This window comes from Streptomyces sp. AC555_RSS877 (genome assembly GCF_019049245.1).
Lineage (GTDB): Bacteria > Actinomycetota > Actinomycetes > Streptomycetales > Streptomycetaceae > Streptomyces.
This window is the reverse complement of sequence record NZ_JAGMUK010000023.1, coordinates 17360-39143: the sequence shown is the minus strand read 5'-3', so window position 1 is coordinate 39143 and position 21784 is coordinate 17360. Positions and strand designations below refer to the sequence as shown.

The following is a 21784-nucleotide window of genomic DNA, read 5'->3' as shown; positions in this document are numbered from 1 at the left end:
GCCGGGCGGATCCGTCCCGAACCTGACGATCACGTCGTGTCCGACAGAGAGGCACACGCATGAAGCTCTCCGAACCTCCCGCCCCCGGCCCGGGCGCGGACAATGCGGCAGTGGCCGACGGCAGTTGGCCGCCGCTGCTGGGCGCGTTGCACGTCTTCACGTCGCCCGGCCGGCTGCAGGACGACTGGCTGGCCGCGGCCGCAGCCGAGCTGTCGGCCGCCGAACGCTCCCGCACGCCGGTTGCGCACCTGACCCGGCGCCGTCCCGGCCTGACCCTGGCCCAGGCCTACCGGATCCAGTGGACCAACGTGTACCGGCGCGTGGCCGGCGGTGCCCGCGTCGCCGGGCACAAGGTCGGGCTGACCTCAGTGGCCATGCAGCAGCAGATCGGGGTGGACCAGCCCGACTCCGGTGTCCTGCTGGACGACATGGTCCTGCCCACCGGCAGCACCCTGAGCCTTGACGGCCTGCTGATGCCCCGCGTCGAAGCGGAGATCGCCTTTCGGCTCGGCCGGGACCTGCGCGGCCCGGACATCGACGCGTCCGACGTCCACCTGGCGGTAGACCAGGTGCTCCTCGCGCTGGAAGTGATCGACACCCGGTACGGCGACTGGCGGATGACGCTTCAGGACAGCGTGGCGGACAACGCGGCCGCAGCCCGCGCCGTGCTGGGCACGAGCGTCCCGCTCAGCCCAGGCCTCGCCCTGGCGTGTGAACAGGTCAGCGTGCGCGTGGACGGGGACACCGTGGTGACGGCGCCCGGAAGTGCTGTCCTGGGCAACCCGCTCAACGCCGTTGCCTGGCTGGTCCGCCAGCTGAGCAACTACGGCGGCGGGCTGCGCACCGGCGATCTGGTCCTGGCCGGGGCCGTGCACGCCAGCCTCCCGCTGCGGGCAGGCAGCGAGATCGAGGCCTGTTCACCCCACCTGCCCCCCGTCCGAGTCCGGGCCGTGTGAGCGCCGACGCGGCACCGCTGAAACAGGCCTTCGCGCTTCCCCCACCCCTTCTCTGAGAAACGGTGGCCATGCACACCAACCAAACCCTGAACGTCGCTGTCCTGGGCGCCGGATTGATCGGCTTCGACCTGCTGCAGAAGATCCAGCAGTCGCCTCACCTTGACTGCCGGCTTGTCGTCGGGCGGGACAACAAGGCCCTGGGCCTGCGCCGGGCGGCCGAGCTGGGCTGCGCGACCTCCGCGGGCGGGGCCGCAGCTGTGATCGACGCCGGCCCCTTCGACGTTGTCTTCGACGCCTCATCGGCGGCCGCCCACCACGAGCACTGGGCCGAGCTCGCCGCGACGGGGGCGCTGCTGGTCGACCTCACACCCAGCAGCGTCGGCACGCCGGTGGTGCCCACCGTGAACGGGCACGACGCTGTGCACTGCCCCCACATCAACCTGATCAGCTGCGGCGGCCAGGCGTCCATCCCGCTCCTGCACGCCATCGCCCAGCACTGCAAGCCCGACTACGCCGAGCTGGTGACCACCGTGGCCAGCCCCACCGCGGGACGGGCGACCCGCCTCAATTTGGACGAGTACATCGACACCACCCAGAACGCCCTGCGCGCGTTCACCGGTGCCCACGCCGCCAAAGTCCTGGTCAACATCAGTCCCGCCGTGCCGCCGCCGCCCTTCCGGGTGTCGATGACGGTCCTGGCATCCGGCCTGGACCGCCGACGCGTCCGGGCAGCCGTCCAGGCCGCGGCGCAGAAGGTGCAGACGTGCACCCCGGGATTCGAGGTCACCTCCTGCACCGTCACCGAGGAGAAGGCCACGGTTGCTGCCGAGGTGACCGCCATGGGCGCCCGGCTGCCCCGCCACGCAGGAAACCTCCACATCATCAACGCCGCCGCCGTGCTCCTGGCGGAGCAGCGCGCCACCGCGAAGGCCCGGTGAGAGTCATGACCTCCACGACCGGCAACACCCCCCAGGTGCGGATCTACGACCCGACCTTGCGCGACGGCCACCACGCCGTGCGCCACCAGCTCGAGGCCGACCGGCTCCGCGCCTACGCGGCGGCCGCCGACGCGGCACACATCCCCGTGGTCGAGATCGGCCACGGCAACGGCCTGGGCGCATCCTCCCTGCAGATCGGCAGGGCCCGGCTGAGCGACGACGAGATGCTCAGCACGGTCCGTGAAGCCCTCACCCGCACCAAGATGGGGGTCTTCATGGTCCCGGGCTGGGGCACCTCCACGGACCTGCGCAACGCCGCCTCCCACGGCGCGGACCTGGCCCGGATCGGCGCGCACTGCACCGAAGCCGACGTCACCGAACGGCACCTGAACCTGCTGCGGGAACTCGGCGTCGAGGCCCAGGGCGTGCTGCTCATGAGCCATATGGCCAGCCCCGCCCAACTCGCCGAACAGTGCGCCCTGATGGCCGGCTGGGGAGCGCAGGCGGTCGGCATCATGGACTCCGCCGGCCACTACCTCCCGGCTGACGTGACCGAGCGGATCAGCGCCATCGCCACGGCAGTCGACGTGCCCGTGATCTTCCACGGGCACAACAACCTCGGCATGGCCGTCGCCAACTCGGTCGCCGCCGTCACCGCGGGCGCTACCGTCATCGACGGCTGCGCACGCGGCTTCGGCGCCGGCGCCGGGAACACGCAGCTGGAAGTCCTTGTCGCGGTCCTGGAACGGCTGGGCTACCGCACCGGCATCTGCTTCAAGAGCCTGCTGCACGCTGCGGACATCGCGCAGGAGTTGCTGATGCCTGCTCCGCCGACCATCGACTCGGTGAGCCTGGTCAGCGGTCTGGCGGGCGTGTTCTCCGGATTCAAGCGCCCCGTTCTGGAGATCGCCGACCGCGAGGAAGTGGACCCGGTGGACCTGTTCTTCGCGCTCGGCGAGCGCGGCGTCGTCGCCGGCCAGGAGGACCTGATCCTCGAAGCCGCCCTCACGCTCAAGAAGACAGCATGACCAGCGACCACGCCGGCCAGGCCGCCGTCTTGTGCGGCCTCGGCGCGGCGCTTCCCCCGCGAGCCGAGTCGAACGTCGAACTGTGCAGGGCGCTCGACACGAGCGATGAGTGGATCCGCACCCGCACCGGCATCACCCACCGGCGCATCGCCGACGCCGGGGTGTCCACCGCGGACCTGGCCACCAGCGCTGCCATCCAGGCACTGGCGTCCTTCGGCCCGCACCCGGTACAGGCCCTCGTCCTGGCCACCACCACGCCGGACCACCAGATGCCCGCCACCGCACCAGCCGTCGCCGCCCGCCTCGGCCTTGAGGGCATCGCCGCCTTCGACGTCGCCGCCGTGTGCACCGGGTTCCTGTACGCACTGGCCACCGCGGCCGGCCTCATCGCCTCCCACACCGCCAACGCCGTCCTGGTCGTCGGCGTGGACCGCATGTCCCTTCTCCCCGCTCCGGACGACCGCACCACCCGGCCCCTGTTCGCGGACGGAGCCGGCGCCGTGGTGCTGCGCCGCGGACCTGCAACGGAACCAGGGGCCCTCGGGCCCCTCGTGCTCGGCAGTGACGGCACCCACGGCGATCTCCTTGTGGCGCCGCACGGTGGCCACATGCGGATGCAGGGCCCGGACCTCTTCCGGCACGCGGTCGACCGGATGTGCTCCGCCTCCACCCACGCCGTGCAGAAAGCGGGCTGGCGCATCGAGGACGTCGACCGGCTCGTCCCGCACCAGGCCAACGCCCGCATCACCTCCGCCGTCGGCCGACGCCTGGGCATCGGCCCGGACCGGCAGGTGCAGAACATCGAGCACATCGGCAACACCAGCGCCGCATCCATCCCGCTGGCCCTGGCCCAGGCATCTACGCAAGAAGCCCTCCAGCCGGGCCACCGCACCGTCCTGACCGCGTTCGGCGCCGGACTGACGTGGGGCGCCACCACGCTGATCTGGCCCGACCTCAAGCCAGCCGACCACAACCCGTTCTACGACACCCCCAGGGAGCGCACGTGAACCGCGAACTCGAACGCATGCTCGTCGACGACCTGAACATGGACCCGGCAGAACTACGCCCGGACGCCAGCCTGGAGGAGGCCGGGCTCGACTCGCTCGCGCTCGCGGAACTCGCCGAGCTCCTGTCCCAGCGACTGGGTGTGCAACTCAGCGACGACGCGCTGAAGAAGACCACCACCGTCGAAGCCCTCGGCCTCCTGGTCGACACCACGCTGCCGGCCGGTGAGCCGCGGTGAGCCGGCACGGAACGCGGCCGGTCAGGTCCTGGCTCATCACCCCGGCAATGGCCGCCGACCGGTTCGGCAAGGCCCGGACCTCCAGCGCCGACGTCGCCCTGGTGGACCTCGAAGACTCCGTCGCCCGGGCGCACAAGGCCGCGGCCAGGAAGGCAGCACAGCACTTCTTCCTCCCCGAGACGAGTCCCGCACCCGCCCCGATGCTGGGCCTGCGCCTGAACTCACCGCTGACTGCCGACGGAGTACGCGACCTCGCCGCGATCGCCGACTATCCCACCCGGCCGCCCCTCGTACTCGTCCCCAAGACAGAGACGGCACGCGACATCGAGATGGTCGCCGGTGTGCTGGACACCGGCGACCACACCCCCGAGATCTACGCACTGATCGAGACCCCGCGAGGCATCGAGCAACTTCCCTCGATCCTGCGCGCCGACCGCCTCGGCGGCCTGCTGTTCGGGGCGGCGGACTACGCCGCCCTCGTCGGCTGCGCACTGGGCTGGGAGGCACTGCTGTATGCGCGCTCCGCCGTGGCCAACAGTGCCGGCACGGCCGGCATCCCGGCGATCGACAGCCCGTACTTCGACCTGCACGACCTCGACGGCCTCAAGCTGGAGTGCCAGCGCGCCAAGGAACTCGGCTTCCTGGGCAAGGGCGCCGTCCACCCCGCGCACCTTCCCGTCATCACCAGCGTCTTCACCCCGTCCCAAGACGAGATCGCCGCCGCACACGCCATCGTTGCCGCCGGCCAAGAGGCCCACACGGCCGTCACAACCGTCGGCAGCCAGATGGTCGGCCCGCCCTTCGTCGCCGCAGCGCAGAGTCTCGCCGCCCGGGCGGCCACCGCATCCCACTGATGTCCCAGGAGCTGAAGGAGCCTTCACCATGAGCAGCGCAGTCCCGCAGGGCTACCGGCGCATCGATGACCACAGGGTGCGCGAGAACGTCGGAGCCGGCCTCCACGACTTCGTCGTCGGCCAGGTCATCGAGCACCGGCCCGGACGGACGGTGACCGAGACCGACCACGTCATGACGCTGGCCCTGACCGGCAACCCAGCGCCGATCCACTCGGATGTCCGTTTCTGTTGGCTGCTCGGACGGGACCGGGTCCTGGTCTGCGGCATGGTCACGCTCGGGATCGTCCTCGGCGCGAGCATCCGCACCACCAGCGGCCTCACCACCGCCAACCTCGGACTGGACGAACTCCGGCTCGAACACCCCGTCTTCGTCGGCGACACCCTCTACGCGGAGACGGAGATCCTCCAGGCCCGGCAGTCCCAGAGCCGGCCCGAGTACGGCATCGTCACCTGCAAGATCAGCGGCTTCAACCAGGACCACGAGCGGGTCATCGCCTTCCAGCGGACCTTCTTCGTCCCCGCCGATGCCGAGTCCGTCCGCCACACGACCAACTACTAGAGGACGGCTCATGGCCGAGTCCACCACCGTCGTGCAGGCGGATGAGAACCTGCTCCACGAATACGACGCGCTGGCCACCCGCAGCTACGGCCACCGCATCGAGGACATCACCCGGCTGGGCCCGTACGCGGACATCCGCGTCGCCCTGCGGGAAGGACGAGTCGTCGCGGGCGGCCTGGGCCTGCTCATGCCGCAGTTCTTCGGCGGCCGCCCGGTGCCCAGCGCCTGCCTGGGCTCGGGATGTGTCGCCCCGGAAGAACGCGGGGAACACCTCACCGTCCGCATGCTCAACGAGCGGATCCGGCCCCTGCAGGAGCAGGGCGCCGTGCTCGCCACCCTGTGGACATCCTCCAACGGCTACGCACGCCGCATGGGCTGGGAAGCACCCACGGCGGTGTTCTCGTGGTCCGTGGACACCGACGCCCTCAAACGCAGCTTCGACCCGGGGGACATCGACATCGAACACGGCCTCACCCCGGGCATCGAGAACCTGCAACAGGAACTCGCCCAGCAGTTCAACGGGCCGCTGCTGCGGCCCGACTGGTGGACCCCGTCCCAGCACAAGAAACACGACCTGACCTGCTACCGGTTCAGCAGGCCGGGCCGGCCCCCGTCCGGCTACCTGTCACTGGCCACCCGGCCACGCGAACAACACGGCGCACACCTCGCCATACACGATTTCTGGGCCTCCGACGACAGCACCGCTGCCGCGATGCTGTCCTTCCTCGGCCGCCACAACAGCAGAGTCGCCTCCGTTGACTTCCAGCGCACCAGCCTGCCACCCCACCCGATCATGCTCCACGGCCTCCACCGGTACCGGGCCGCTACAGCCCAGGCGTGGCATCCGTGGATGCTGCGCATCCTTGACCTGCCAGAGGCGGTACGGCTGCGGGGATGGCCCACAGACCTGGACGTCACGATCCCCATCGGTGTCGGCCAGGAAAACGGCGACGCCTACGACCGCTACCTGCTGCATATCTCATCCGGAGCAGCCGAACTGCACCCCACCTCAATCGAGAGCCAAATACGGCTCACCCGCCGCCAGGCCGCGGTCTGGTACGCCGGCGGATACCGCAGCACCGCCGCGGCCCGCATGTCGGGAGTCCAGGCCACCAGCCCCCACGAGCTCGCGGCGCTGATCCGCAGCACTACCGAGCACGAGTCGTGGCTGCCCGACCACTTCTGACCCGACAGCCGCCAGAGGCTACGCCCACACGGTCGAGTTAGTTAACGAAACGAACAACACGGTGAGAAGGAGGTGGCCTCTGTGACACCCTGCGGCGGTGAGCCAGCCCTTACCGCAACCATCCGTTGACATCCTCGACGTAGTGGAACTCCGCCTCGTCGAAGCCCCACCGCCGCAGCTCTCACCCGAACACCAGACGGCCAGAGACCGAGCCTGGAACCAGGCCGTCCAGGCCAACCCCTCCCTCTTCGACGGGCCGGTCGTCGCCTGCACGCACTTGGACCAGTCAGCACCACATGAACTCGCGCTCCACTGGACCAGGGTGACCTACCGGAACTACGCCCTGCGCTGGGTCCCCGGCGCTACCACGCTTCCGTCGCTGTTCGTCGACGTCCTGCAGCCCACCGACGACGGGGCCCTGCTGACCGCCCGCATGTCCTCAGCAACCGCCGCCCCCGGCCGCTGGCAGTTGCCCGGCGGATCAGTCGAACCACCCGACGACGGCGCCCCCCTCGACACCGCGGCCCTGCGCCACAACGCGGCGCGCGAGCTCCTCGAGGAGATGGGAATCGACACGCCTCCAGACGACCTGACGTTGTGGGCCGTCACGCGTGGCACAAACGGGAACATCGGCGTGCACTTCATGGCCCCACCCCAGCCGGCCCCAGTCCTGCATGACCGATTCACCGCAGTCGCGTCCGCAGCAGAAGCAGTCGGCCAGACTCCCGAGCTTGACCAGATCGCCCTCGTCCACTCACCCGCCGACCTCAAAACCCTCCACGGCCCGCACGTTGACTACCTCGAACCGATCGTCGGCCGGTACGCACGGATACTCCGTTAACGCGCTGTTGTCCTCGACCCCGAAGGAAGCAGCGCGGTGCCTGGCCACGGCGTTCTACCCGGCTTCCGGGTCCGGGGCATCCTGCCGGTGGGAGCGCCGCTGCACGGCCGCACGGGCGTTCCATTGCGCCAGGTGGTTCGCGCGGGCAAGTACCTCTTGGCCCACGGTTGGCGGTGGCATGCCCGCCCACCCACCCCGGCAGCAGCACCGGATCGGGGACAGAGGCAGCGAGGCAGCGTCCACGTCACACCCCCATGCCTTCCACCCAGACCGCCCGTCCGCAATCCGAGAGCACCTGGTGCAGACCCGACCACAAGCCCGACCACGGGCTGGGCGGCGCCGACCATGACCCCGACCACGGCAGGTCAGCGCACTAGGACACCTGCTCGGTCTCGCACCGGTCCGGCTACGACGGCAGCTCCTGGCGCACGTCCAGATAGCAGCGCAGCCTGACGCCGGGCTCACCCGCTACCCGGGTCGTACGGTCCGCCGTCGCGGTCGCCCACCGCGCCGCCAGCAGCTCCTGGACGGTGAGGGCGGTCTTGTCATCACACGCCGCGATCTCCACCACGGCCAGCCCCGGCTGCGCCACATGCGCTTCGCTGATCGGTCCCATGCACAACACGACGCTCGGCGCCCGGAGAGGGGTTCTGCGCCCGGGCGGACTTTCACCCGACCGGGTACACGGAGGGCCGGCGGCTAGGACTTGTCCGCCCGATCATGTGCGAAGCCAGATGATCGAGCGGACAAGTCTCAATCCAAGCCCGTGCCCTGGCGCGCCTTAGGCGCGGACGGGTGGTGGGGCGGTCCAGCGAGTCCAGATGATGGCGGCCAGGTCTGCCTATGCGCACCTCACGGTTCACCCATACGTACGCCACAGGTTTACCCACAACTCCAACCAGCGTGGGATGGCATCGAGCACCTGGAACGCCAGGCTCTTCCGTAGAGCCGGATCCTTCATCAAGGAGATCAGAATGCGTATCAGGCGGCGTATCGCAACAACTGTGACCTCAGTCGCCCTGGCGACTGGGGGACTCCTCGCCGGGGGTGCCTCTCCTGCTGCCGCAGCAAGCTGCACGCCATGGAGTGACGACAACACCATCGGTGTGACCTGCACCGGCTTCAGCGGTGAGTTTCGCGTAAGTGCCGCGTGCAACGACGGGGTCAAGAAGTACGGGCTTTGGGTTTCTCCCGGCAAGTGGTCCTACGCGTACTGCTCGGGCCACAAAGGATGGTCGAGCGCGAATCAGCAGTTCAGGTAATAGACGACGAGGCCCTGCTGACCTACCGCAACGACAAGGAGTTCAGCGCCGCGTAGAAGGCTGGCCTGCACCGATACTGGAACCGGTCGGCGTCCTGGCATCGGCAGGTGACCGCCCGCGCCGCCGCGCAGACCGGCGCCCGGGTCGACTACGTCGAGTAGACGGACGCGGACGAGCAGCCGGAGGAGACACAGCGGTGAGCGCCGCCGCCCGCTGTACCGCGCGCGGTACAGCGGGCTCGCCGACTCCGACGAAGGGGAAGTGCCGCGAGTGCAGGAAGCCGACGCCTGCTCGTGCAGGCGGGCGCCGAAGCTCCGCGAGCGACAACCCTGCCTAGTGCGGCCGCGCGGCGGCGGCCGCACTAGGCAGGGTTGTCGAAACGTGCGGTGTCGTCGGGGGAGAGGTCGGGGCGCGGGCGGTACCAGCGGGCAGGGTGACGCCAGCGCCCGGCACTGTCCCGGGCGACGTCGACGCCGACCTCCACCACCAGCTCCGGTTGCACCAGGGTCACGGTCAAGGTCTCCCTCGTTCCCCACCCGGCAGAGAACGTCCAGCCCGTCCACGGATGCCCCACTGCGGCAGGGGCCAGCATTCCGGCGACGGCGCGGCCGGCCGCCTGCGGAAGCGTGGTGGTGCGGCCGGTGTACCGCAGCCGCCCGCCCTGGTCATACCGTCCCAGCAGCAGAGTCCGCGGCCCGGTCGAAGGCCCGGTGACCGCGCCGACGATGGCCTCCTGCGTCTCGCGCACCTTGTACTTGCGCCACCCGCGCGCCGACGGCTCGTACCTGCTGTCCAGCCGCTTGAAGACGATTCCCTCCAGACCGACCGCCGACCACGTCAGCCACTCGCCGATCGTGTCCCCGTCGGTGGTCGATGGGCACAGCGCCCACGGCGCCGTCAGCGTGCGCTCGGTGAACAGGTCCTCCAGTGCGGCCCGGCGTCGTCGGTAGGGCCACCGGGTGGTGTCGGTGCCTTCAAGGCGCAGCAGGTCGAAGGCGACGAAGTGGGCGGGCCACTCCGCAGCGAGCCGGGCCGCACCGGCACCGCGCCGTTGCAGCCGGCCCTGGAGCCGCTGGAACGCGAGCCGTCCGGACTCCCACACGATCAACTCCCCGTCCAACGCTGTCGCGTCCGGCAGCTGCCCGCTCCCGGTTTCAATCTCCGGGAACGACGCGAGCAGGTCCGTGCCCTGACGCGAGCGCAAAACGGTGCGCCCGGCCTCCACCGAGACCAGGGCCCGCCATCCGTCCCACTTCGGCTCGCCTGCCCACCCCGGCAGCAGCACCGGATCGGGGACAGAGGCAGCGAGCATCGGTTCCGGCAGCGTCCACGTCACACCCCCATGCCTTCCACCCAGGCCGCCCGTCCGCAATCCGAGAGGACCTGGTGCAGGCCCGACCACAAGCCCGACCATGGGCTGGGCGTCGCCGACCATGACCCCGACCACGGCAGGTCAGCGCACTGTGGCACCTGCTCGGTCTGGCACCGGTCCGGCTACGAGGGCAGCTCCTGGCGCACGTCCAGATAGCAGCGCAGCCTGACGCCGGGTTCACCCGCTACCCGGGTCGTACGGTCCGCCGTCGCGGTCGCCCACCGCGTCGCGAGCAGCTCCTGGACGGCGAGGGCGGTCTTGTCATCACACGCCGCGATCTCCACCACGGCCAGCCCCGGCTGCGCCACGTGTGCTTCGCTGATTGGTTCCATGCCCTGCACGACGCGCGGCGGCCGGAGAGGGTTCTGCGCCCGAGCGGGCTTTCACCCGACCGGGTACGCGGCGGGCCGGTGGCTAGCCGCGCGTGCTGATGAAGCGCACGCCCGGGCCCCACTTTTCCATCACGGGGGCCATGCACCACTTGCAGAGGGGGCTGCCGCCGCTGCCGTACTTGTGAGTGGAGCGCTGGCATCCAGAACAAGGACCGACCAGGCTGCCGGGGCAGACCAGGGCGGAGGGATCCGGGTCCGTGATCGGGGGAATGAGAGTGGTGGTCATCGGGCGGTCCTGTCCTGGGCGATGGTGTGTGTCACCGCGAGGCAGCATACGACCCGGTTGGCACGAGAGTTCGACTGAAAGGGAGACGCAGGCCGTCACGCTGCATCGTCGGTGATCCTTAAAAGCACGCCCTCGCCACCTCCAGCTGCAACGGATAGGCGGTTACTGCTCGTAGTGGGCCTGCCCTGCGCTTCGTTGTCTTGGCCTGTTCGCGGACCTTACTTTTGCCGCTCCAAACAGCCCTTGGAGGAGTAATGAGCGGACAGCACGACCGTCGGGAGCCGCAAGAGCCGCACGACCAGCAGGGGCCGCAAGAGCAGTCGCCGGGCGACCGTCGGGAGTTCGCGAGGAAGGGAGCCCTGGCCGCGATCGCAGGCGGGTGCTCAGGAACGGCAAAGGCAGTTTGGCTGCACGTCCTCGGGGATGGTGGGTGAGCCTTCGCCTCTCGGAGCAGGTCACAACGGGGTGGTCTCGCAGGGATCAGTTGGACGGGACAAGCAGCATTACTTCCTCGAGCTGGGGACTCACAGGTCTGTCCATGGGCGAGGCTTGCCGCCGGCCAGCGGTATCCACACGGCCTGAGCGGGACCTTGTTCTTCAAGGTCTTCCAGCACGGCGGCTGCGAGGGGGACTTCACGGGCGAGGCCCGCTACGAGCGGGTGCTGAGCCACCATCGCCTGCAGATCGCTCATCCGGTTCTCCAACCTGTTCCGGGAGGCGCCGGTCAGCACGAACAGCACGCGCGGAAAGACCGGGTACCAGCGCAGCCACGACGGTCCGGCAGAGGCCGGCCTGTGACGGCCGACCGGCTGTGCCTCGTACCGGAACAGGCGGGCGTACTCGATGAGCTTCACGGCCAGCCGTTCACTGCTCATGGTCGTGCGGTCAACTTCGACGAAGGCACGCAGCTTGCGGCGCTCTTCACCGTCGACGGCCGTGTAGTACATGAGCGCGTCGGCCACGATCCGCTCACCGTCACCCATCGCGTGAGAGACCTCCGGAGTCCAGTCCCAGGGGCCGTGCTCGTGTCCCAGCCGCCGGGCATCCGCCGCGAAGGCCAGGTGCGAACGCACCACAGCGAGCGTGTGCGCCGTCTTCAGCGACGCAGCGGTTTCCGAGGTAATGGGATAGGCCTGCCGGCCCCGCAGGACAGGCAGGTCCCGGGTCAGGCGGGCACCGTGGGGGGTGAGATACCAGGCCTTGGTACGCGACCTGCCCGGCTCGGGCAGCTTCGTCCAGTCGATGAAGCCATCGGCGCGCAACTTGCTCAGGACACGGGACATGACTTGCCGCGTGCTCAATGGGCACAGCATCTGGTGCAAGTGGCCGGACGTGGCGATGCGATGCTGAGCGAGCGCGGCCAGCGCCTGGTGGCGCAGGGGCTCAGAGTTCGACAGCACTCGCGTGGCACGTGTGTCCTGCGCTGGGCGGGTCATGCAGCATCCCTTCGACGCATGTCGCAGCCCCGGGGCGTGCGACGCTCCCGGCGCAGCAGCGAGAGAAGCGGCGAGGAGCGCATCCCCGGGGACTGTGGTGAGGTACGGCCCGCCGGCTGTGTGAACTCGTCGGGACCTGATGCCGACGAGGGAATCACTGACCCCCGACCAGACTCCCGACCACAAGGCCCCGACCGCGGTCACGAATGCGAAACGGCTCGTGATCCGCGGAGGGCCAGCGCCGTCCATGGACCCGACCACGGGCCGCGCCGTTGAGCGAGCCGGCTGCGGAGGGACGAGTTCCGGGACGGGTGCGCAGGCAGAGCCGGGTCGCTCCGCAGGCGCGGAGGCCCGGCAGAAAGGCGCGACGGCCGGTCCGCAGCAGCCGAAACTGCTGCGGGGCGTGGTGGCGAGCCACGCCATGCCGGCCGTCGTTGCGGCACCCGGCCCGCAAGGGACAACGACCCGTAACCGGGAACCGCGTTCAAGGGGCGGTGGGACAGGGCCGCACCGCCGGGCCTACCTTCTGTTCTTGCGCTGAGCGGCCTGCTCGAGGATCCGCTTGCGCGTCCACCGCCGGCGCCCGCCCTTTTCGGTGAGGGCGTCGGCGGTCTGCAGCAGGGGGAGATTGCCCTGGGCAAAGCTGCTGGAGAAGGAGCCGACGCTCTTGTAGCCGAGCAGCGCCGCGGCCTGGGACGCGCCGAGAAGCTCTTCGGGATCGCCGTCGACAGGAACCTCAGGCAGTGCCGGCGCCTTCCGGGTGGAGCCAAGATGCTGACCGCTGCCGGGCCGGCTTGCCTGCCAGTCGAGAAGAGTCTGCACCCGCCACAGCTTCCGGCGGTACGGACGCTCCGGCGAGCCCATTTCCTCGACGACGTCCGGGTCGGGGAAGTACCCGGGGTGGTCACGGAGGAAGTTGTTGACCTGGCTGATGTTCTTGTAGCCCAGGAACCTCGAGGCGTCCGCAGCGTTCAGGAGGTCTTCAGGGTCCCGGGAGGGTGGCGTGTGGTCGGTGATCCTCGCCAGCTCCCGATGGGCAAACCACTTGGTGACGGCGTCGTGGTCCCACAAGCGGGCGCGCCGGCGCATGCCGGCGATCTCCGGGAAGTTGTTCTCAGAGCGCTTGTTGTAGAGGTTCGTGACCTGTGCGGAGGTCAGGTTCTGCTCGGCCGCGATCTCGGCAGCGTCAGCCAGGCGAGGCGTACGTCGCGAGGTCATTGGCGGGACCGTCCGTCCAGTCGGCGAGTGGGCCGGACAGCCCGGCTCACAACTCCGATAATGGCAGAAGATTTGGATGCCGGTCCAGCCTGCTGCCCAAACTTCCCGGGCAGCAGGCAAACGAGTGTCAGAGTTCGGGAATCATGCACACGCCGCGGCGGGCGGCGTCCTCGGCCATCTCGGAATAGGCGAGGGCCGCGGGAGTCATCTCCCACTCGGTGAGGGCGAGCAGCAAGATCAGCTCGTCGCGGTCCTGCGACGCGTCGCACGGCAACCCGGCCGCCTGCAGGGCCGCCACCAGGACCTCGGGCGACGTTCCGTCGACCCGTCTCGCCACGACACCGCGGAGGGTTTCAAATCCCTGCTGGTAGAGCGCGTTCGCCTCTTCCAAGAGCTTCAGCAGCAGGTCCTCATCGTGACTGGCCGGTGCGATGGCGGCGAGGTCGAGGAGTCGCTGAGTGGTTGTAGTCACCATGACAGTGTGCCTCTCGGAAGTGAACGGAGGGAGCGCCCCGCCCTGCGGAACGGGCTGGGGCGGCCAGGGCTCGCTGCAGCGGGGCGGTCCAGACGGCGTGCGAGGCCGGTGGCCGCGTCCTTCGCTGGAGACAGGTCAGGCCTCGTTGAAGTGATGGGTGCCGACGGTGTGCGTGGTGAATGGACTGGCAGACCCAGCCATCGGGGCCGTCGCCCCTCGCGGGGCGCCGGCCGCGGCGGCGCCGATGGAACCGCTATTGCTGTACCGCGCAGTCGCCGCACAAGGCCCGTCCGCGCTTGCGGGCCAGGTCGGGCTCCTTGCGAGGCTCCAGTTTCAAAGCACCACGGACCTGCGCCTGGAGCGCCGCGAAGTCGGGCCCGTCATCCGCACAGACGACGCCTGGGTCGGGCGCCCCGCAGGTCCTCGCGTGCCGGATGAGGTCCGAGATGCGCCAGTCGGCTCGGAAGCTGTCCCCCCGCACCCGCTCAACCTCGGCATACAGCTCCGCGAGCCGCGGCCGCCGCCCGCTGGCCAGCAGCAGGTCACGGCGTGAGGCGAAGACACACAGCGAGCAGGAACACCGGGAGGTTCCGGACCAGTCTCCGGCGCCGGGCACGGAGTCGTACGTCCAGCTGTACGGCACCGGAGCGTCGGTGTGCCACTCCTTGACCGCGTCGGTCGACCAGTCTTTCACCGGCAGCCACTCGTCCACGATCCGCGCGCTGTTGGCCTGCACCGTACGGAAGGCCGGACGTTTCTTGCGGTCGGGTCCCTCGTCGCTGCGCAGACCCATGACCTTCAGGAGCCGCACCGGGCGGCCGAGCTCGCGTTTCAGGCGGCTGACGATCGGCGTCCAGGCGCTGGAGACCACGCTCTCCTTCGCGGCCTTGCGGCAGTACGGGCTGCCCATGCGGGGGAAGCGCCCGTAGGCGGCTATCTCGGTAAGGAGGCTGTGCGGCATACGGGTGCCGTCCGGGCCCGACATCGTACGGGTGACCTCGATGTGCCGGTCGGCCGGTACACCGAAGGCGGCACTCTGCATGGCGGCGAGCTCGGACACCCCGGGGTAGCGGATGCCGTCGAAGACCACGGGCGGCCACTCCAGCACCCCGAGGCTGGCGTGGTACGAGATGACCCGGTCGTCCACGCCGGCGGTTCGGGCCGCGTCCATGAACACGGCCATCATCACCGCGCTGTCCTTGCCACCGGACAGCTGAGGCGCGAGGAGATCGTACGAGGTCAGATCGGGTGTGCTGGACGGGCGGTTGGCGGAATGCGAAGGCATGTCAGCTCCAGCGAGTCGGACAGTGGGCGGTGAGACTGCGCGCACAGGACGGCATGCAGTCCGAGGCGGGCGGTGACGACTGGGTTGTCGCTCAGGTCGCTGTCGGCTCGGGGTCGGGCTGCTTGGGGTAGGGCCGGGCGGCGGGGAGGCCGAGCTCGATCTCCTCCCGCTCGCGGCGGGTTCGGCCAAGCCGGAATACGAACCGATGGGCGCCGCGGTGCCGGATGTTGCGGGCGCCGACCGCGGCCAGGGCCTCGCGCAGCCACAGAGCCGGGTCGCAGCCGGGCCGCGGCCGCGGAGCGCCGAGCACGACGAGCTGGGCTGCGGCGTACTCACAGCCCTGCTCCTGGCGGCGGATCTTCTGCGCCGCACGGTCGTGAAAGACCGTGCCGTCCGGCAAAACCTTCACTGTGCGTGCGGTTGCGCGGCCGGCGTACACCGCGTTCGTCGCCGCGTAGATGGTCCCGACGTGCCCGGGCATGACCAGGACACCGGAGGCTGTCCGGCGCGGGACGGGGTCGGCGAACGAGACGACGCCGCGCACCCCGTCAGCGAGCAAGGCGTCGAAGCAGCGGGCGAGGAACCACGACTCCGCGTTGCCTGGGCACTCATCGAGCAGGACGAACCGCAGACACACCAAGGACTCCGTGTAGGGACGCAGATACGGCAGTGGATTCGTCAGCACGGCCTCGCTGACGGGGACCCCGAACACGGCGACACCACTCAACCGCTCCTCACCCGTGGACGTTTCGTACAAGGCGAGGCGCTTGGTGGCCGCAGCGTACGAGCCGGAGTAGTGATGGGTGATCACGAACTTCTCGGCCGGCTTCTCGTCGAGCGGGGCCACCGTGAAGTGGCGGGCGTTGAATCCTCCGTCGTGGACGTGCCGCCAGGAATGCGTGCGTTCACGCCACCGCTGGCACCAAGGCGACACGGTCGGCATCTCCGGCAGGTCCTCGAAGGGCAGGGTCTCCTGTACCGGGGACCTCATAGTGCCTCCCTGTTCCCGCGCTCCCGCGGGCCGTTCGCGAAGAGGGTGAGCTGTCCCTCCGGGGCGGCAGGGGGTTTCTGGGCTTTGCCCGTGTCGGCGGTCTCTTCGACGTCCGCCGGGTGGGGGCAGGGGCAGAGCCAACGGCAGTGGCGCTGGCCCGGTCCGTACCGGATCACGGCGACGACGAACCCTTGGGCGTCGGTGACGGTGTCGGCGTGTTCGTCGACGCGGGGGCCGCTGGCGCTGACGCACCGGTCGTGGTGCCCGGAGGCACAGCCGGGGCAGATGCCGCGCTCGCAGGAGCACCAGCGGTGGAAGCCGCGGGGGTAGGCGTCGTCGATCTTGCGCAGTCCCTTGGTCCAGGCGTGCGCGCGGACCCAGGCGCCTTCCTCCTCGGTCATCGGGGAGGGCGTGGTGGAGGGAATGGGGTCGAGGATGCCCATGATCGCGGCGCCGATATGGCGCAGGCGGGTCGTCATGTCTCGTCTCCGAACAGGGTGGGGGTGGTGTGGAGTTCGTTCATCCAGGCCAGGAGGCGGGGGAGGTTGGTGTCGGGACCGAAGGCGAGGTAGGTGCCGTCGCAGCTGGTGCAGCCGAAGGCCTGCGCGATGCGCAGCCGCCGGCGGGAGTTGACGCGGCCCATGTGGACGGCCAGGCCGCGCTCTTGGGCCTCAACGGCCAGCCGGTGGGCGGCCGGTGAGGTCTTCCAGGCGGTGGAGCCCGCCAGGAACAGGACGTCGATCGAGTCCCAGGGGATGAGGCCGTGCTCGCTGCCGTCCTGGGCGGCGAACGCGGCCGGGATGCCCAGGGCGCGGATGGGCTCCAGCCAGGGCAGAGACTCGGCGAGGGTGGCCGCGGCGTCCATCGGGACGTCGGGGGCGACGGCCCATAGACAGCGGTCGGGGCCGTAGCGGTTGACGGTCGCAGTCAGCCAGACGAACCAGGCCTGCTCGCCGGGCCATCCCTTGCCGAACTTGCCGTTGTCGCACGCGTACAGGGCGCCGGGCGGGATCACGTTGCCCTGGGCCGGGGTCGTCATGCAGGCCAGGAGTCCGGCCCGCATGACGGCCCGCACGTCAGCTCCGGACGGCGTGGCCAGGTACAGCACGGCGGAGAAGCAAAGGAGGAGCAGGGGCTGAGGGCAGGGGTGCGCGCACGGGAAGTCCTTCCGGAGGGTGGCGGTGAGGGGCGGTTCAGACGAAGGGGAGTTGGGCGGCGGAGCCCGAGACGAGGGCGTCCCAGTGCTGCTCGAAGTTCTTGTCCTGCTTGTCGATCACCCGGGCGGGGGCGGTGGCGAAGAGCTCCTCCGCCATCGGCCAGGCCGGACGGCGGGGGCGGAGCCAGGCGCGGGCGCGCCCGTACTGGTGGTCGCGTTCGACGGCGATACCAAATCGCTGCGACACGGCGGTGACCTTGTGGGCGAGTTGTGCGGGGCTGCCGAGGCCGATGCGTTCGGTGGAGCGCATGACGGGGCGGTGGCCGCCGTCGGCGGAGAGCAAGAAGAGGCGTCGGACGCGGTAGAGCGCCCAGGGCATGTCGAGCTCGCGCTGGAAGGCCTCCAGGCAGGCTTGGTCCCGCTCCTGGGTGGGGTCGAAGAGCCCCAGGAGGCTCTTCTTGCCATAGAGCTTGGCGTTGGGGTTGAGGCTCATCGCCGTGTACTCCAGCCGCAGCACCTCACCCGCGATGCCCGGGTGGTTACGCATCCGCTCCATGTGCGCCGGCAGGGAGCCCATGGAAATCGGGAAGCAGCAGAACGTGCAGTAGCTCTTTGGCCAGTGCACGTTGAAGCGCTCCAGCAGGTAGCCCTCGCACTCCCTACGGCCCCAGCCCCAGTCGACGAGCGGGAACTCACCGGTGCGGCCGGCGAGCTTGGAGTTGGCCTGGTCCTTCAGGCAGCGTCCCGCTTCGTCGGCGTTGAACCCGATGATCTGGCGGAAGGGCCGCCCGCCCATGACGGCGCAGATCCACCGGTCTCCGACGTCGCCCTTGGCCCGCAGGCTGCACTTGCGGGTGCCAGCCTGCTGGGGAACGGTGCCGACGGTCTCCATCTCCTCCCACAGCGTCCACGCCCCGCGGGTGTGGAGCCGTTCGGCGTGGCGGGAGTCATCCAGGACCGTGATGCCGTCTGAGGCGAGGTGACCGTTGCGGGCGAGCTGGACGAACCTGACGCCGTGCTCGCGCAGCAGCGGCAGTATGAACTCCTGTGCCAGGAGCCGGGTTTCGGGCCACTCGCTTCCGGTGGCCATGTAGAGGACAACGGTGCGGTCCAGGTCGATGCCATGGCCTGCCGGGTCGGTGAGCATCCGCGCCAGATAGGCCGAGGAGTCGGCGCCCAGGCCCCAGTTGATGACGGTGTCGATGTCGTCGGTGGCGGTGAGGCCGGGCAGCTGCAAGGGGTAGGCGGTGCGCGCGGGCATGACAGGGGTCCTCACCGCTGGCGAGCGGATGGGGGCCGCGAGCGGGTTCAGCCTGTTGCGGTGGTCGGTCATGGTGCGGTCCTTCGCCTGGCCCGTGCCCGGATCGGGGGAGGTCCGGGCACGGGCGGTATCTGGGGTGCGGTCAGAGGAGTTCGAGCGCTCGCGCGGGGCTGGGGCAGGCGAGGGCGAGATGTTCGGCGAGCAGACGGGTGTTGCCGCCAGCGCGGATGCCGCTGGGGGACGGGACGGCCAGCAGGGTCCGTTTGAGATCGATGGCGGCCTCGGCGGTGCGCAGGGCCTGCGCGTGGTCCAGGGCCTCGATGAGGATCACCGCGCGGGAGAGGGCGGCGAGGAGCGCGGCGCTGGCCTGGAGGGTTGCACCGCTGGTCACGGTGCCCGGCCGGTAGAGGCTGAGGGCCGCTCCGCCGTTTTCGGTGATGGCGTTCAGGAGCGGGCCGTGGTTGTGGGGGTATGCCTGGTCCAGTCCGCGCGGCAGGACGGCCAGCGTCGGCCTTCCCATGAGGTGGGCGGCTTCGTGGGCGGTGGCGTCGACGCCGTAGGCGAGGGATGCGGCGACGGTGTAGCCGGCCTCGGCGACCGCCGTGGCGAACGCGGTGGAGCGCTCGACGGCCTCCGGGCTGGGTGCGCGGTTGCCGGTCACCACGACGGTGCTCGTGGTCAGTTCGGGCAGGTGGTTGTGACCGCGGACCCACAGGCCCAGCGGGCAAGCGGGGCCGAGGTCGGCCAGGGCGGAGGGCCACTGCGCGTCGGTGGGGATGAGGAAGCGGCAGGTCAGCTCTCCGCTGGAGAGCTCGGTCTTTGGCCGGTACTGGGACAGGCGGCCGGTGTTGTCGAGGCGGACACGCTGCGCCCACACCTCGACGGGGGAGTGCTGGGCGAGGTCGGCGGCGACCTCGGCGGGCGTGAAATGGGCGGAGAGCGCTGCGAGGGCGGCACGGTCGGACATGGCGGCCTTTCGGGCACGGCGCGGCACCGGCAGGCGAGCCGGTGCCGCGCCCGGTGGGCGAGGGAGAGGGGTGAAGGGGAGGGGACGGTCAGCTGCCGACGCGAAGGGGAGAGGCGTCGGCTGCTGTCGAGGCGCCGGACTCGGACCAGCCGGATGCCCGCCGCTGCTCCCACCAGCCGGGCGGGTTGCCCGGTCGCCTGGTGGCCGGTTCGGGGGCGGCCTGCACGGCGGGCTGCGGCACGGGGGGTGGGGTGACGGGGGCGGCAGCGCCCGGGCCGGGAATTCCCGCATCGGTGTAGGCGATGTGCTCGCGCAGGCTGAGACCGAGGTCGTCGACGCTCAGACGGATCGCGTTGTCCTTGATCTCGGTGATGCGTCCACGGACGAGGACGGCCGTTCCGTCGACGAGTGACTCGGTCGCGTTGCGGGCGATGTCGCCCCAGGCGGTGCACACGTAGCGGATCGGAGTGCCGTCCATCCACTTGCGCGCCGTGGGGTCCCACTTGCGGGGAATTTCCGTGAGGCGGAACCGGCAGACGGCGAGGCCTTCTTCGGTGAAACGGATCTCGACGTCGCTGGCGATGGTGCCGGACACGTGCGTGATGGGCGGGAACATGCGAGCACCTCCAAAAACAATAATAGTGCATCTACGGTGAGCGTCAATCCTCCCTCCACCAGCACATCCACCGCACCCAGTCCGCCAGCCTGCTCATGCGGCCTGCCCGGGACTTTGCCGGAACGGCCCTGGAACCCGCGCTGAACACGGTGGCGTTCCCGACCTCGACATGCAGGGGGATCGTCGCGTCGCCGCGCACCAACTGTTCGACGGCGGTGTCGAGATCTACCGACACCCGTACGGCCTCCATGTCCGGGTCCAGGTAGGCGAAGACCAGGACGCCGCCGGCCTCGATGCAGGGCAGGCCGTCGTCATCGGGACCGGTCATCGGGTGGAAGACGGCCGTGCTGTTGGCCTGGGCGCAGAACTCTTCGCCCGGGAAGCGGAAGCCGTCCGGCTCGGGCATGGTGGAGGCGAGCCTGCCGATGTCGTCGGCGTACAGCCAGTAGTCCTCATCGCCGCGTTCGTCCTTGGGCCCGTAGTACAGATCGACGGCCCTGCGGTCGCTGGCGGGCGGGGAGTCGGGGATGCCTTCGCCTCCCCACACGTTGTCCCAGTTGGCGCGGGCGTGCTGTGCGAGAGAGGCGAGCGCGGAGGCCTCGTCGGTCCACAGGGTCACCACGTCCTCGTGCCGGTCCTGTCGGCGCAGCACCCAGGCGCTGCCCGCGACGCATCGTGCGGGGGCCGGCACGCGGGTGAAGTCGAAGTCTGCGAGCCACGGGCCGAGAATGTCGACGACTTCGGCGCCGGGCCACTCGCCGGTGCGGTTTTCGAGGTCTTCCATCTGCTCGTGCAGGTCGATGACGGCGGCGCCCTCGGGTGTCAACGGGTCGGGGATGATCACGGGTGTCTCCTTCAGTGATGACGGCGCCTGGGAGCGGGAGGTCACCCGGTCCCGTCCAGGACGGAGCGCAGCAGGTTCAGCAGGTCTTCCTGCTCGGGCGGGAGCGTCGCGTTGCGCAGGAGCCGCTTGCGCAGGGCGGGAACGGCGGTGCTGATCCCGTCGATGACTCCTGGCTGGTCGTCCGGGCCGGTCAGGAGGTAGTCGCGGGTGTGGATCATCCAGGCCTCGTACCGGTCGGCCCGGGCGCCGCTGCGGGCGGTGTGGCCCTGGTCGGGCGAGAGGGAAGGGCACGGGCAGGACGGGTCGGTGCAGGGGCGCCCGGCGGGATGGCCGGTCAGGACCGCGCGGCTGCGGTAGTGCGTGACGGTGCCGTTGAGCATGGGGCAGTGCGCGGCGGTGTAGGGCAGGCACTCGGGGTGCAGGGCGGGTTCAGGTGAGATGCCCCGGACGATGTCAGCCGGGCGGACGATCAGGAAGCAGCGTTCCTCCAGCCGTTCGCCGCAGATCTGGCACAGGCGCCGCACCAGAGCGGTTCGTGCCCGCTCGGCGTCGAGGGTTCCGAAGGCGGCGTGGCCGCCGTGGATCAAGGACACGTACGGCACGACCAGGCCGCCCGACAGTGGCCGGCGCGCGCAGCGTTGAGGTATCGGATGCATCGGCACGTCCTTGGATCAGGGT

25 protein-coding genes are annotated in these 21784 nt (G+C 70.1%); 9 read left to right on the top strand and 16 right to left on the bottom strand.

From position 1 onward, the window contains the following. The first annotated feature begins 59 nt into the window (after positions 1 to 59). The 9 genes from KUM49_RS10420 to KUM49_RS10380 all read left to right on the top strand — a co-directional run bounded on the left by KUM49_RS10420 (position 60) and on the right by KUM49_RS10380 (position 7605). A complete protein-coding gene (locus KUM49_RS10420; protein WP_217236455.1) occupies positions 60 to 956 on the top strand; it encodes a 2-keto-4-pentenoate hydratase in 897 nt (298 codons plus the stop codon). Between the two features lie 68 nt (positions 957 to 1024). Continuing rightward, positions 1025 to 1894 (top strand): acetylating acetaldehyde dehydrogenase, encoded by an 870-nt coding sequence (locus KUM49_RS10415; RefSeq protein WP_217236454.1) that lies wholly within the window; start codon positions 1025 to 1027, stop codon positions 1892 to 1894. Between the two features lie 5 nt (positions 1895 to 1899). Continuing rightward, complete coding sequence (gene dmpG, locus KUM49_RS10410) at positions 1900 to 2922, top strand: 4-hydroxy-2-oxovalerate aldolase (RefSeq protein ID WP_217236453.1); 1023 nt, start codon at positions 1900 to 1902, stop codon at positions 2920 to 2922. Then, on the top strand, positions 2919 to 3929 hold the full coding sequence (locus tag KUM49_RS10405; protein WP_217236452.1) for a beta-ketoacyl-ACP synthase III: 1011 nt from the start codon (positions 2919 to 2921) through the stop codon (positions 3927 to 3929). The genes dmpG and KUM49_RS10405 overlap by 4 nt, the downstream gene beginning before the upstream one ends. Then, positions 3926 to 4165, top strand: coding sequence for an acyl carrier protein (locus KUM49_RS10400; RefSeq protein WP_217236451.1), 240 nt, complete (start codon positions 3926 to 3928; stop codon positions 4163 to 4165). The genes KUM49_RS10405 and KUM49_RS10400 overlap by 4 nt, the downstream gene beginning before the upstream one ends. Next, complete coding sequence (locus KUM49_RS10395; RefSeq protein ID WP_308406596.1) at positions 4162 to 5019, top strand: CoA ester lyase; 858 nt, start codon at positions 4162 to 4164, stop codon at positions 5017 to 5019. The genes KUM49_RS10400 and KUM49_RS10395 overlap by 4 nt, the downstream gene beginning before the upstream one ends. Positions 5020 to 5047: 28 nt before the next feature. Further along, a complete protein-coding gene (locus KUM49_RS10390; protein WP_217236449.1) occupies positions 5048 to 5578 on the top strand; it encodes a MaoC family dehydratase in 531 nt (176 codons plus the stop codon). 10 nt (positions 5579 to 5588) lie between these two features. Further along, on the top strand, positions 5589 to 6764 hold the full coding sequence (eis, locus tag KUM49_RS10385; RefSeq protein WP_217236448.1) for an enhanced intracellular survival protein Eis: 1176 nt from the start codon (positions 5589 to 5591) through the stop codon (positions 6762 to 6764). Between the two features lie 142 nt (positions 6765 to 6906). Beyond that, on the top strand, positions 6907 to 7605 hold the full coding sequence (locus KUM49_RS10380) for an NUDIX domain-containing protein (protein ID WP_308406595.1): 699 nt from the start codon (positions 6907 to 6909) through the stop codon (positions 7603 to 7605). 406 nt (positions 7606 to 8011) lie between these two features. On the opposite strand, the gene KUM49_RS10375 is transcribed toward KUM49_RS10380, so the two are convergent. The 16 genes from KUM49_RS10375 to KUM49_RS10300 all read right to left on the bottom strand — a co-directional run bounded on the left by KUM49_RS10375 (position 8012) and on the right by KUM49_RS10300 (position 21762). After that, the gene (locus KUM49_RS10375) at positions 8012 to 8221 is read right to left on the bottom strand and encodes a DUF6207 family protein (protein ID WP_217236446.1); all 210 of its coding nucleotides are present in this window, start codon (positions 8219 to 8221) and stop codon (positions 8012 to 8014) included. A 1007-nt stretch (positions 8222 to 9228) separates the two neighbouring features. Continuing rightward, positions 9229 to 10179 carry an ATP-dependent DNA ligase gene (locus KUM49_RS10370; RefSeq protein WP_254401031.1) on the bottom strand — a complete coding sequence of 317 codons (951 nt, stop codon included), beginning with the start codon at positions 10177 to 10179 and terminating at the stop codon, positions 9229 to 9231. A 182-nt stretch (positions 10180 to 10361) separates the two neighbouring features. Continuing rightward, positions 10362 to 10571 carry a DUF6207 family protein gene (locus KUM49_RS10365; RefSeq protein WP_217236444.1) on the bottom strand — a complete coding sequence of 70 codons (210 nt, stop codon included), beginning with the start codon at positions 10569 to 10571 and terminating at the stop codon, positions 10362 to 10364. Between the two features lie 82 nt (positions 10572 to 10653). Continuing rightward, positions 10654 to 10857 carry a hypothetical protein gene (locus KUM49_RS10360; protein ID WP_217236443.1) on the bottom strand — a complete coding sequence of 68 codons (204 nt, stop codon included), beginning with the start codon at positions 10855 to 10857 and terminating at the stop codon, positions 10654 to 10656. Positions 10858 to 11381: 524 nt separating this feature from the next. After that, entirely contained in the window at positions 11382 to 12293 is a 912-nt protein-coding gene (locus KUM49_RS10355; protein WP_217236442.1) for a replication-relaxation family protein, read from the bottom strand. Positions 12294 to 12812: 519 nt separating this feature from the next. Next, the gene (locus KUM49_RS10350; protein ID WP_217236441.1) at positions 12813 to 13511 is read right to left on the bottom strand and encodes a hypothetical protein; all 699 of its coding nucleotides are present in this window, start codon (positions 13509 to 13511) and stop codon (positions 12813 to 12815) included. A gap of 127 nt (positions 13512 to 13638) precedes the next feature. Then, entirely contained in the window at positions 13639 to 13986 is a 348-nt protein-coding gene (locus KUM49_RS10345; protein WP_217236440.1) for a hypothetical protein, read from the bottom strand. Between the two features lie 253 nt (positions 13987 to 14239). Beyond that, the gene (locus KUM49_RS10340) at positions 14240 to 15271 is read right to left on the bottom strand and encodes a phosphoadenosine phosphosulfate reductase (protein WP_254401030.1); all 1032 of its coding nucleotides are present in this window, start codon (positions 15269 to 15271) and stop codon (positions 14240 to 14242) included. Between the two features lie 91 nt (positions 15272 to 15362). Beyond that, positions 15363 to 16262, bottom strand: coding sequence for a hypothetical protein (locus KUM49_RS10335; RefSeq protein WP_254401029.1), 900 nt, complete (start codon positions 16260 to 16262; stop codon positions 15363 to 15365). Further along, positions 16259 to 16741, bottom strand: coding sequence for a DUF6248 family natural product biosynthesis protein (locus tag KUM49_RS10330; RefSeq protein ID WP_217236439.1), 483 nt, complete (start codon positions 16739 to 16741; stop codon positions 16259 to 16261). The genes KUM49_RS10335 and KUM49_RS10330 overlap by 4 nt, the downstream gene beginning before the upstream one ends. Then, positions 16738 to 17370 carry a hypothetical protein gene (locus KUM49_RS10325; RefSeq protein WP_308406594.1) on the bottom strand — a complete coding sequence of 211 codons (633 nt, stop codon included), beginning with the start codon at positions 17368 to 17370 and terminating at the stop codon, positions 16738 to 16740. The genes KUM49_RS10330 and KUM49_RS10325 overlap by 4 nt, the downstream gene beginning before the upstream one ends. An 85-nt stretch (positions 17371 to 17455) precedes the next feature. After that, positions 17456 to 18679, bottom strand: a complete 1224-nt coding sequence (locus KUM49_RS10320) for a hypothetical protein (RefSeq protein WP_217236438.1) — start codon at positions 18677 to 18679, stop codon at positions 17456 to 17458. A 142-nt stretch (positions 18680 to 18821) separates the two neighbouring features. Further along, entirely contained in the window at positions 18822 to 19646 is an 825-nt protein-coding gene (locus tag KUM49_RS10315; RefSeq protein WP_217236437.1) for a DNA-processing protein DprA, read from the bottom strand. Between the two features lie 88 nt (positions 19647 to 19734). Beyond that, positions 19735 to 20262, bottom strand: a complete 528-nt coding sequence (locus KUM49_RS10310) for a single-stranded DNA-binding protein (RefSeq protein WP_217236436.1) — start codon at positions 20260 to 20262, stop codon at positions 19735 to 19737. A gap of 43 nt (positions 20263 to 20305) precedes the next feature. Further along, on the bottom strand, positions 20306 to 21106 hold the full coding sequence (locus tag KUM49_RS10305) for a hypothetical protein (protein ID WP_217236435.1): 801 nt from the start codon (positions 21104 to 21106) through the stop codon (positions 20306 to 20308). 41 nt (positions 21107 to 21147) lie between these two features. Continuing rightward, positions 21148 to 21762, bottom strand: coding sequence for a cell envelope biogenesis protein OmpA (locus KUM49_RS10300; protein ID WP_217236434.1), 615 nt, complete (start codon positions 21760 to 21762; stop codon positions 21148 to 21150). Positions 21763 to 21784: the final 22 nt, after the last annotated feature.

Coding starts and splice junctions, on each gene's coding strand:
- KUM49_RS10355 (WP_217236442.1), bottom strand. CDS start 12,293: ATGACCCGCCCAGCGCAGGACACACGTGCCACGCGAGTGCTGTCGAAC.
- KUM49_RS10420 (WP_217236455.1), top strand. CDS start 60: ATGAAGCTCTCCGAACCTCCCGCCCCCGGCCCGGGCGCGGACAATGCG.
- dmpG (WP_217236453.1), top strand. CDS start 1,900: ATGACCTCCACGACCGGCAACACCCCCCAGGTGCGGATCTACGACCCG.
- KUM49_RS10365 (WP_217236444.1), bottom strand. CDS start 10,571: ATGGAACCAATCAGCGAAGCACACGTGGCGCAGCCGGGGCTGGCCGTG.
- KUM49_RS10345 (WP_217236440.1), bottom strand. CDS start 13,986: ATGGTGACTACAACCACTCAGCGACTCCTCGACCTCGCCGCCATCGCA.
- KUM49_RS10340 (WP_254401030.1), bottom strand. CDS start 15,271: ATGCCTTCGCATTCCGCCAACCGCCCGTCCAGCACACCCGATCTGACC.
- KUM49_RS10300 (WP_217236434.1), bottom strand. CDS start 21,762: ATGCATCCGATACCTCAACGCTGCGCGCGCCGGCCACTGTCGGGCGGC.
- eis (WP_217236448.1), top strand. CDS start 5,589: ATGGCCGAGTCCACCACCGTCGTGCAGGCGGATGAGAACCTGCTCCAC.
- KUM49_RS10315 (WP_217236437.1), bottom strand. CDS start 19,646: ATGTCCGACCGTGCCGCCCTCGCAGCGCTCTCCGCCCATTTCACGCCC.
- KUM49_RS10405 (WP_217236452.1), top strand. CDS start 2,919: ATGACCAGCGACCACGCCGGCCAGGCCGCCGTCTTGTGCGGCCTCGGC.
- KUM49_RS10370 (WP_254401031.1), bottom strand. CDS start 10,179: ATGCTCGCTGCCTCTGTCCCCGATCCGGTGCTGCTGCCGGGGTGGGCA.
- KUM49_RS10360 (WP_217236443.1), bottom strand. CDS start 10,857: ATGACCACCACTCTCATTCCCCCGATCACGGACCCGGATCCCTCCGCC.
- KUM49_RS10415 (WP_217236454.1), top strand. CDS start 1,025: ATGCACACCAACCAAACCCTGAACGTCGCTGTCCTGGGCGCCGGATTG.
- KUM49_RS10320 (WP_217236438.1), bottom strand. CDS start 18,679: ATGCCCGCGCGCACCGCCTACCCCTTGCAGCTGCCCGGCCTCACCGCC.
- KUM49_RS10390 (WP_217236449.1), top strand. CDS start 5,048: ATGAGCAGCGCAGTCCCGCAGGGCTACCGGCGCATCGATGACCACAGG.
- KUM49_RS10335 (WP_254401029.1), bottom strand. CDS start 16,262: ATGAGGTCCCCGGTACAGGAGACCCTGCCCTTCGAGGACCTGCCGGAG.
- KUM49_RS10350 (WP_217236441.1), bottom strand. CDS start 13,511: ATGACCTCGCGACGTACGCCTCGCCTGGCTGACGCTGCCGAGATCGCG.
- KUM49_RS10330 (WP_217236439.1), bottom strand. CDS start 16,741: ATGACGACCCGCCTGCGCCATATCGGCGCCGCGATCATGGGCATCCTC.
- KUM49_RS10375 (WP_217236446.1), bottom strand. CDS start 8,221: ATGGGACCGATCAGCGAAGCGCATGTGGCGCAGCCGGGGCTGGCCGTG.
- KUM49_RS10310 (WP_217236436.1), bottom strand. CDS start 20,262: ATGTTCCCGCCCATCACGCACGTGTCCGGCACCATCGCCAGCGACGTC.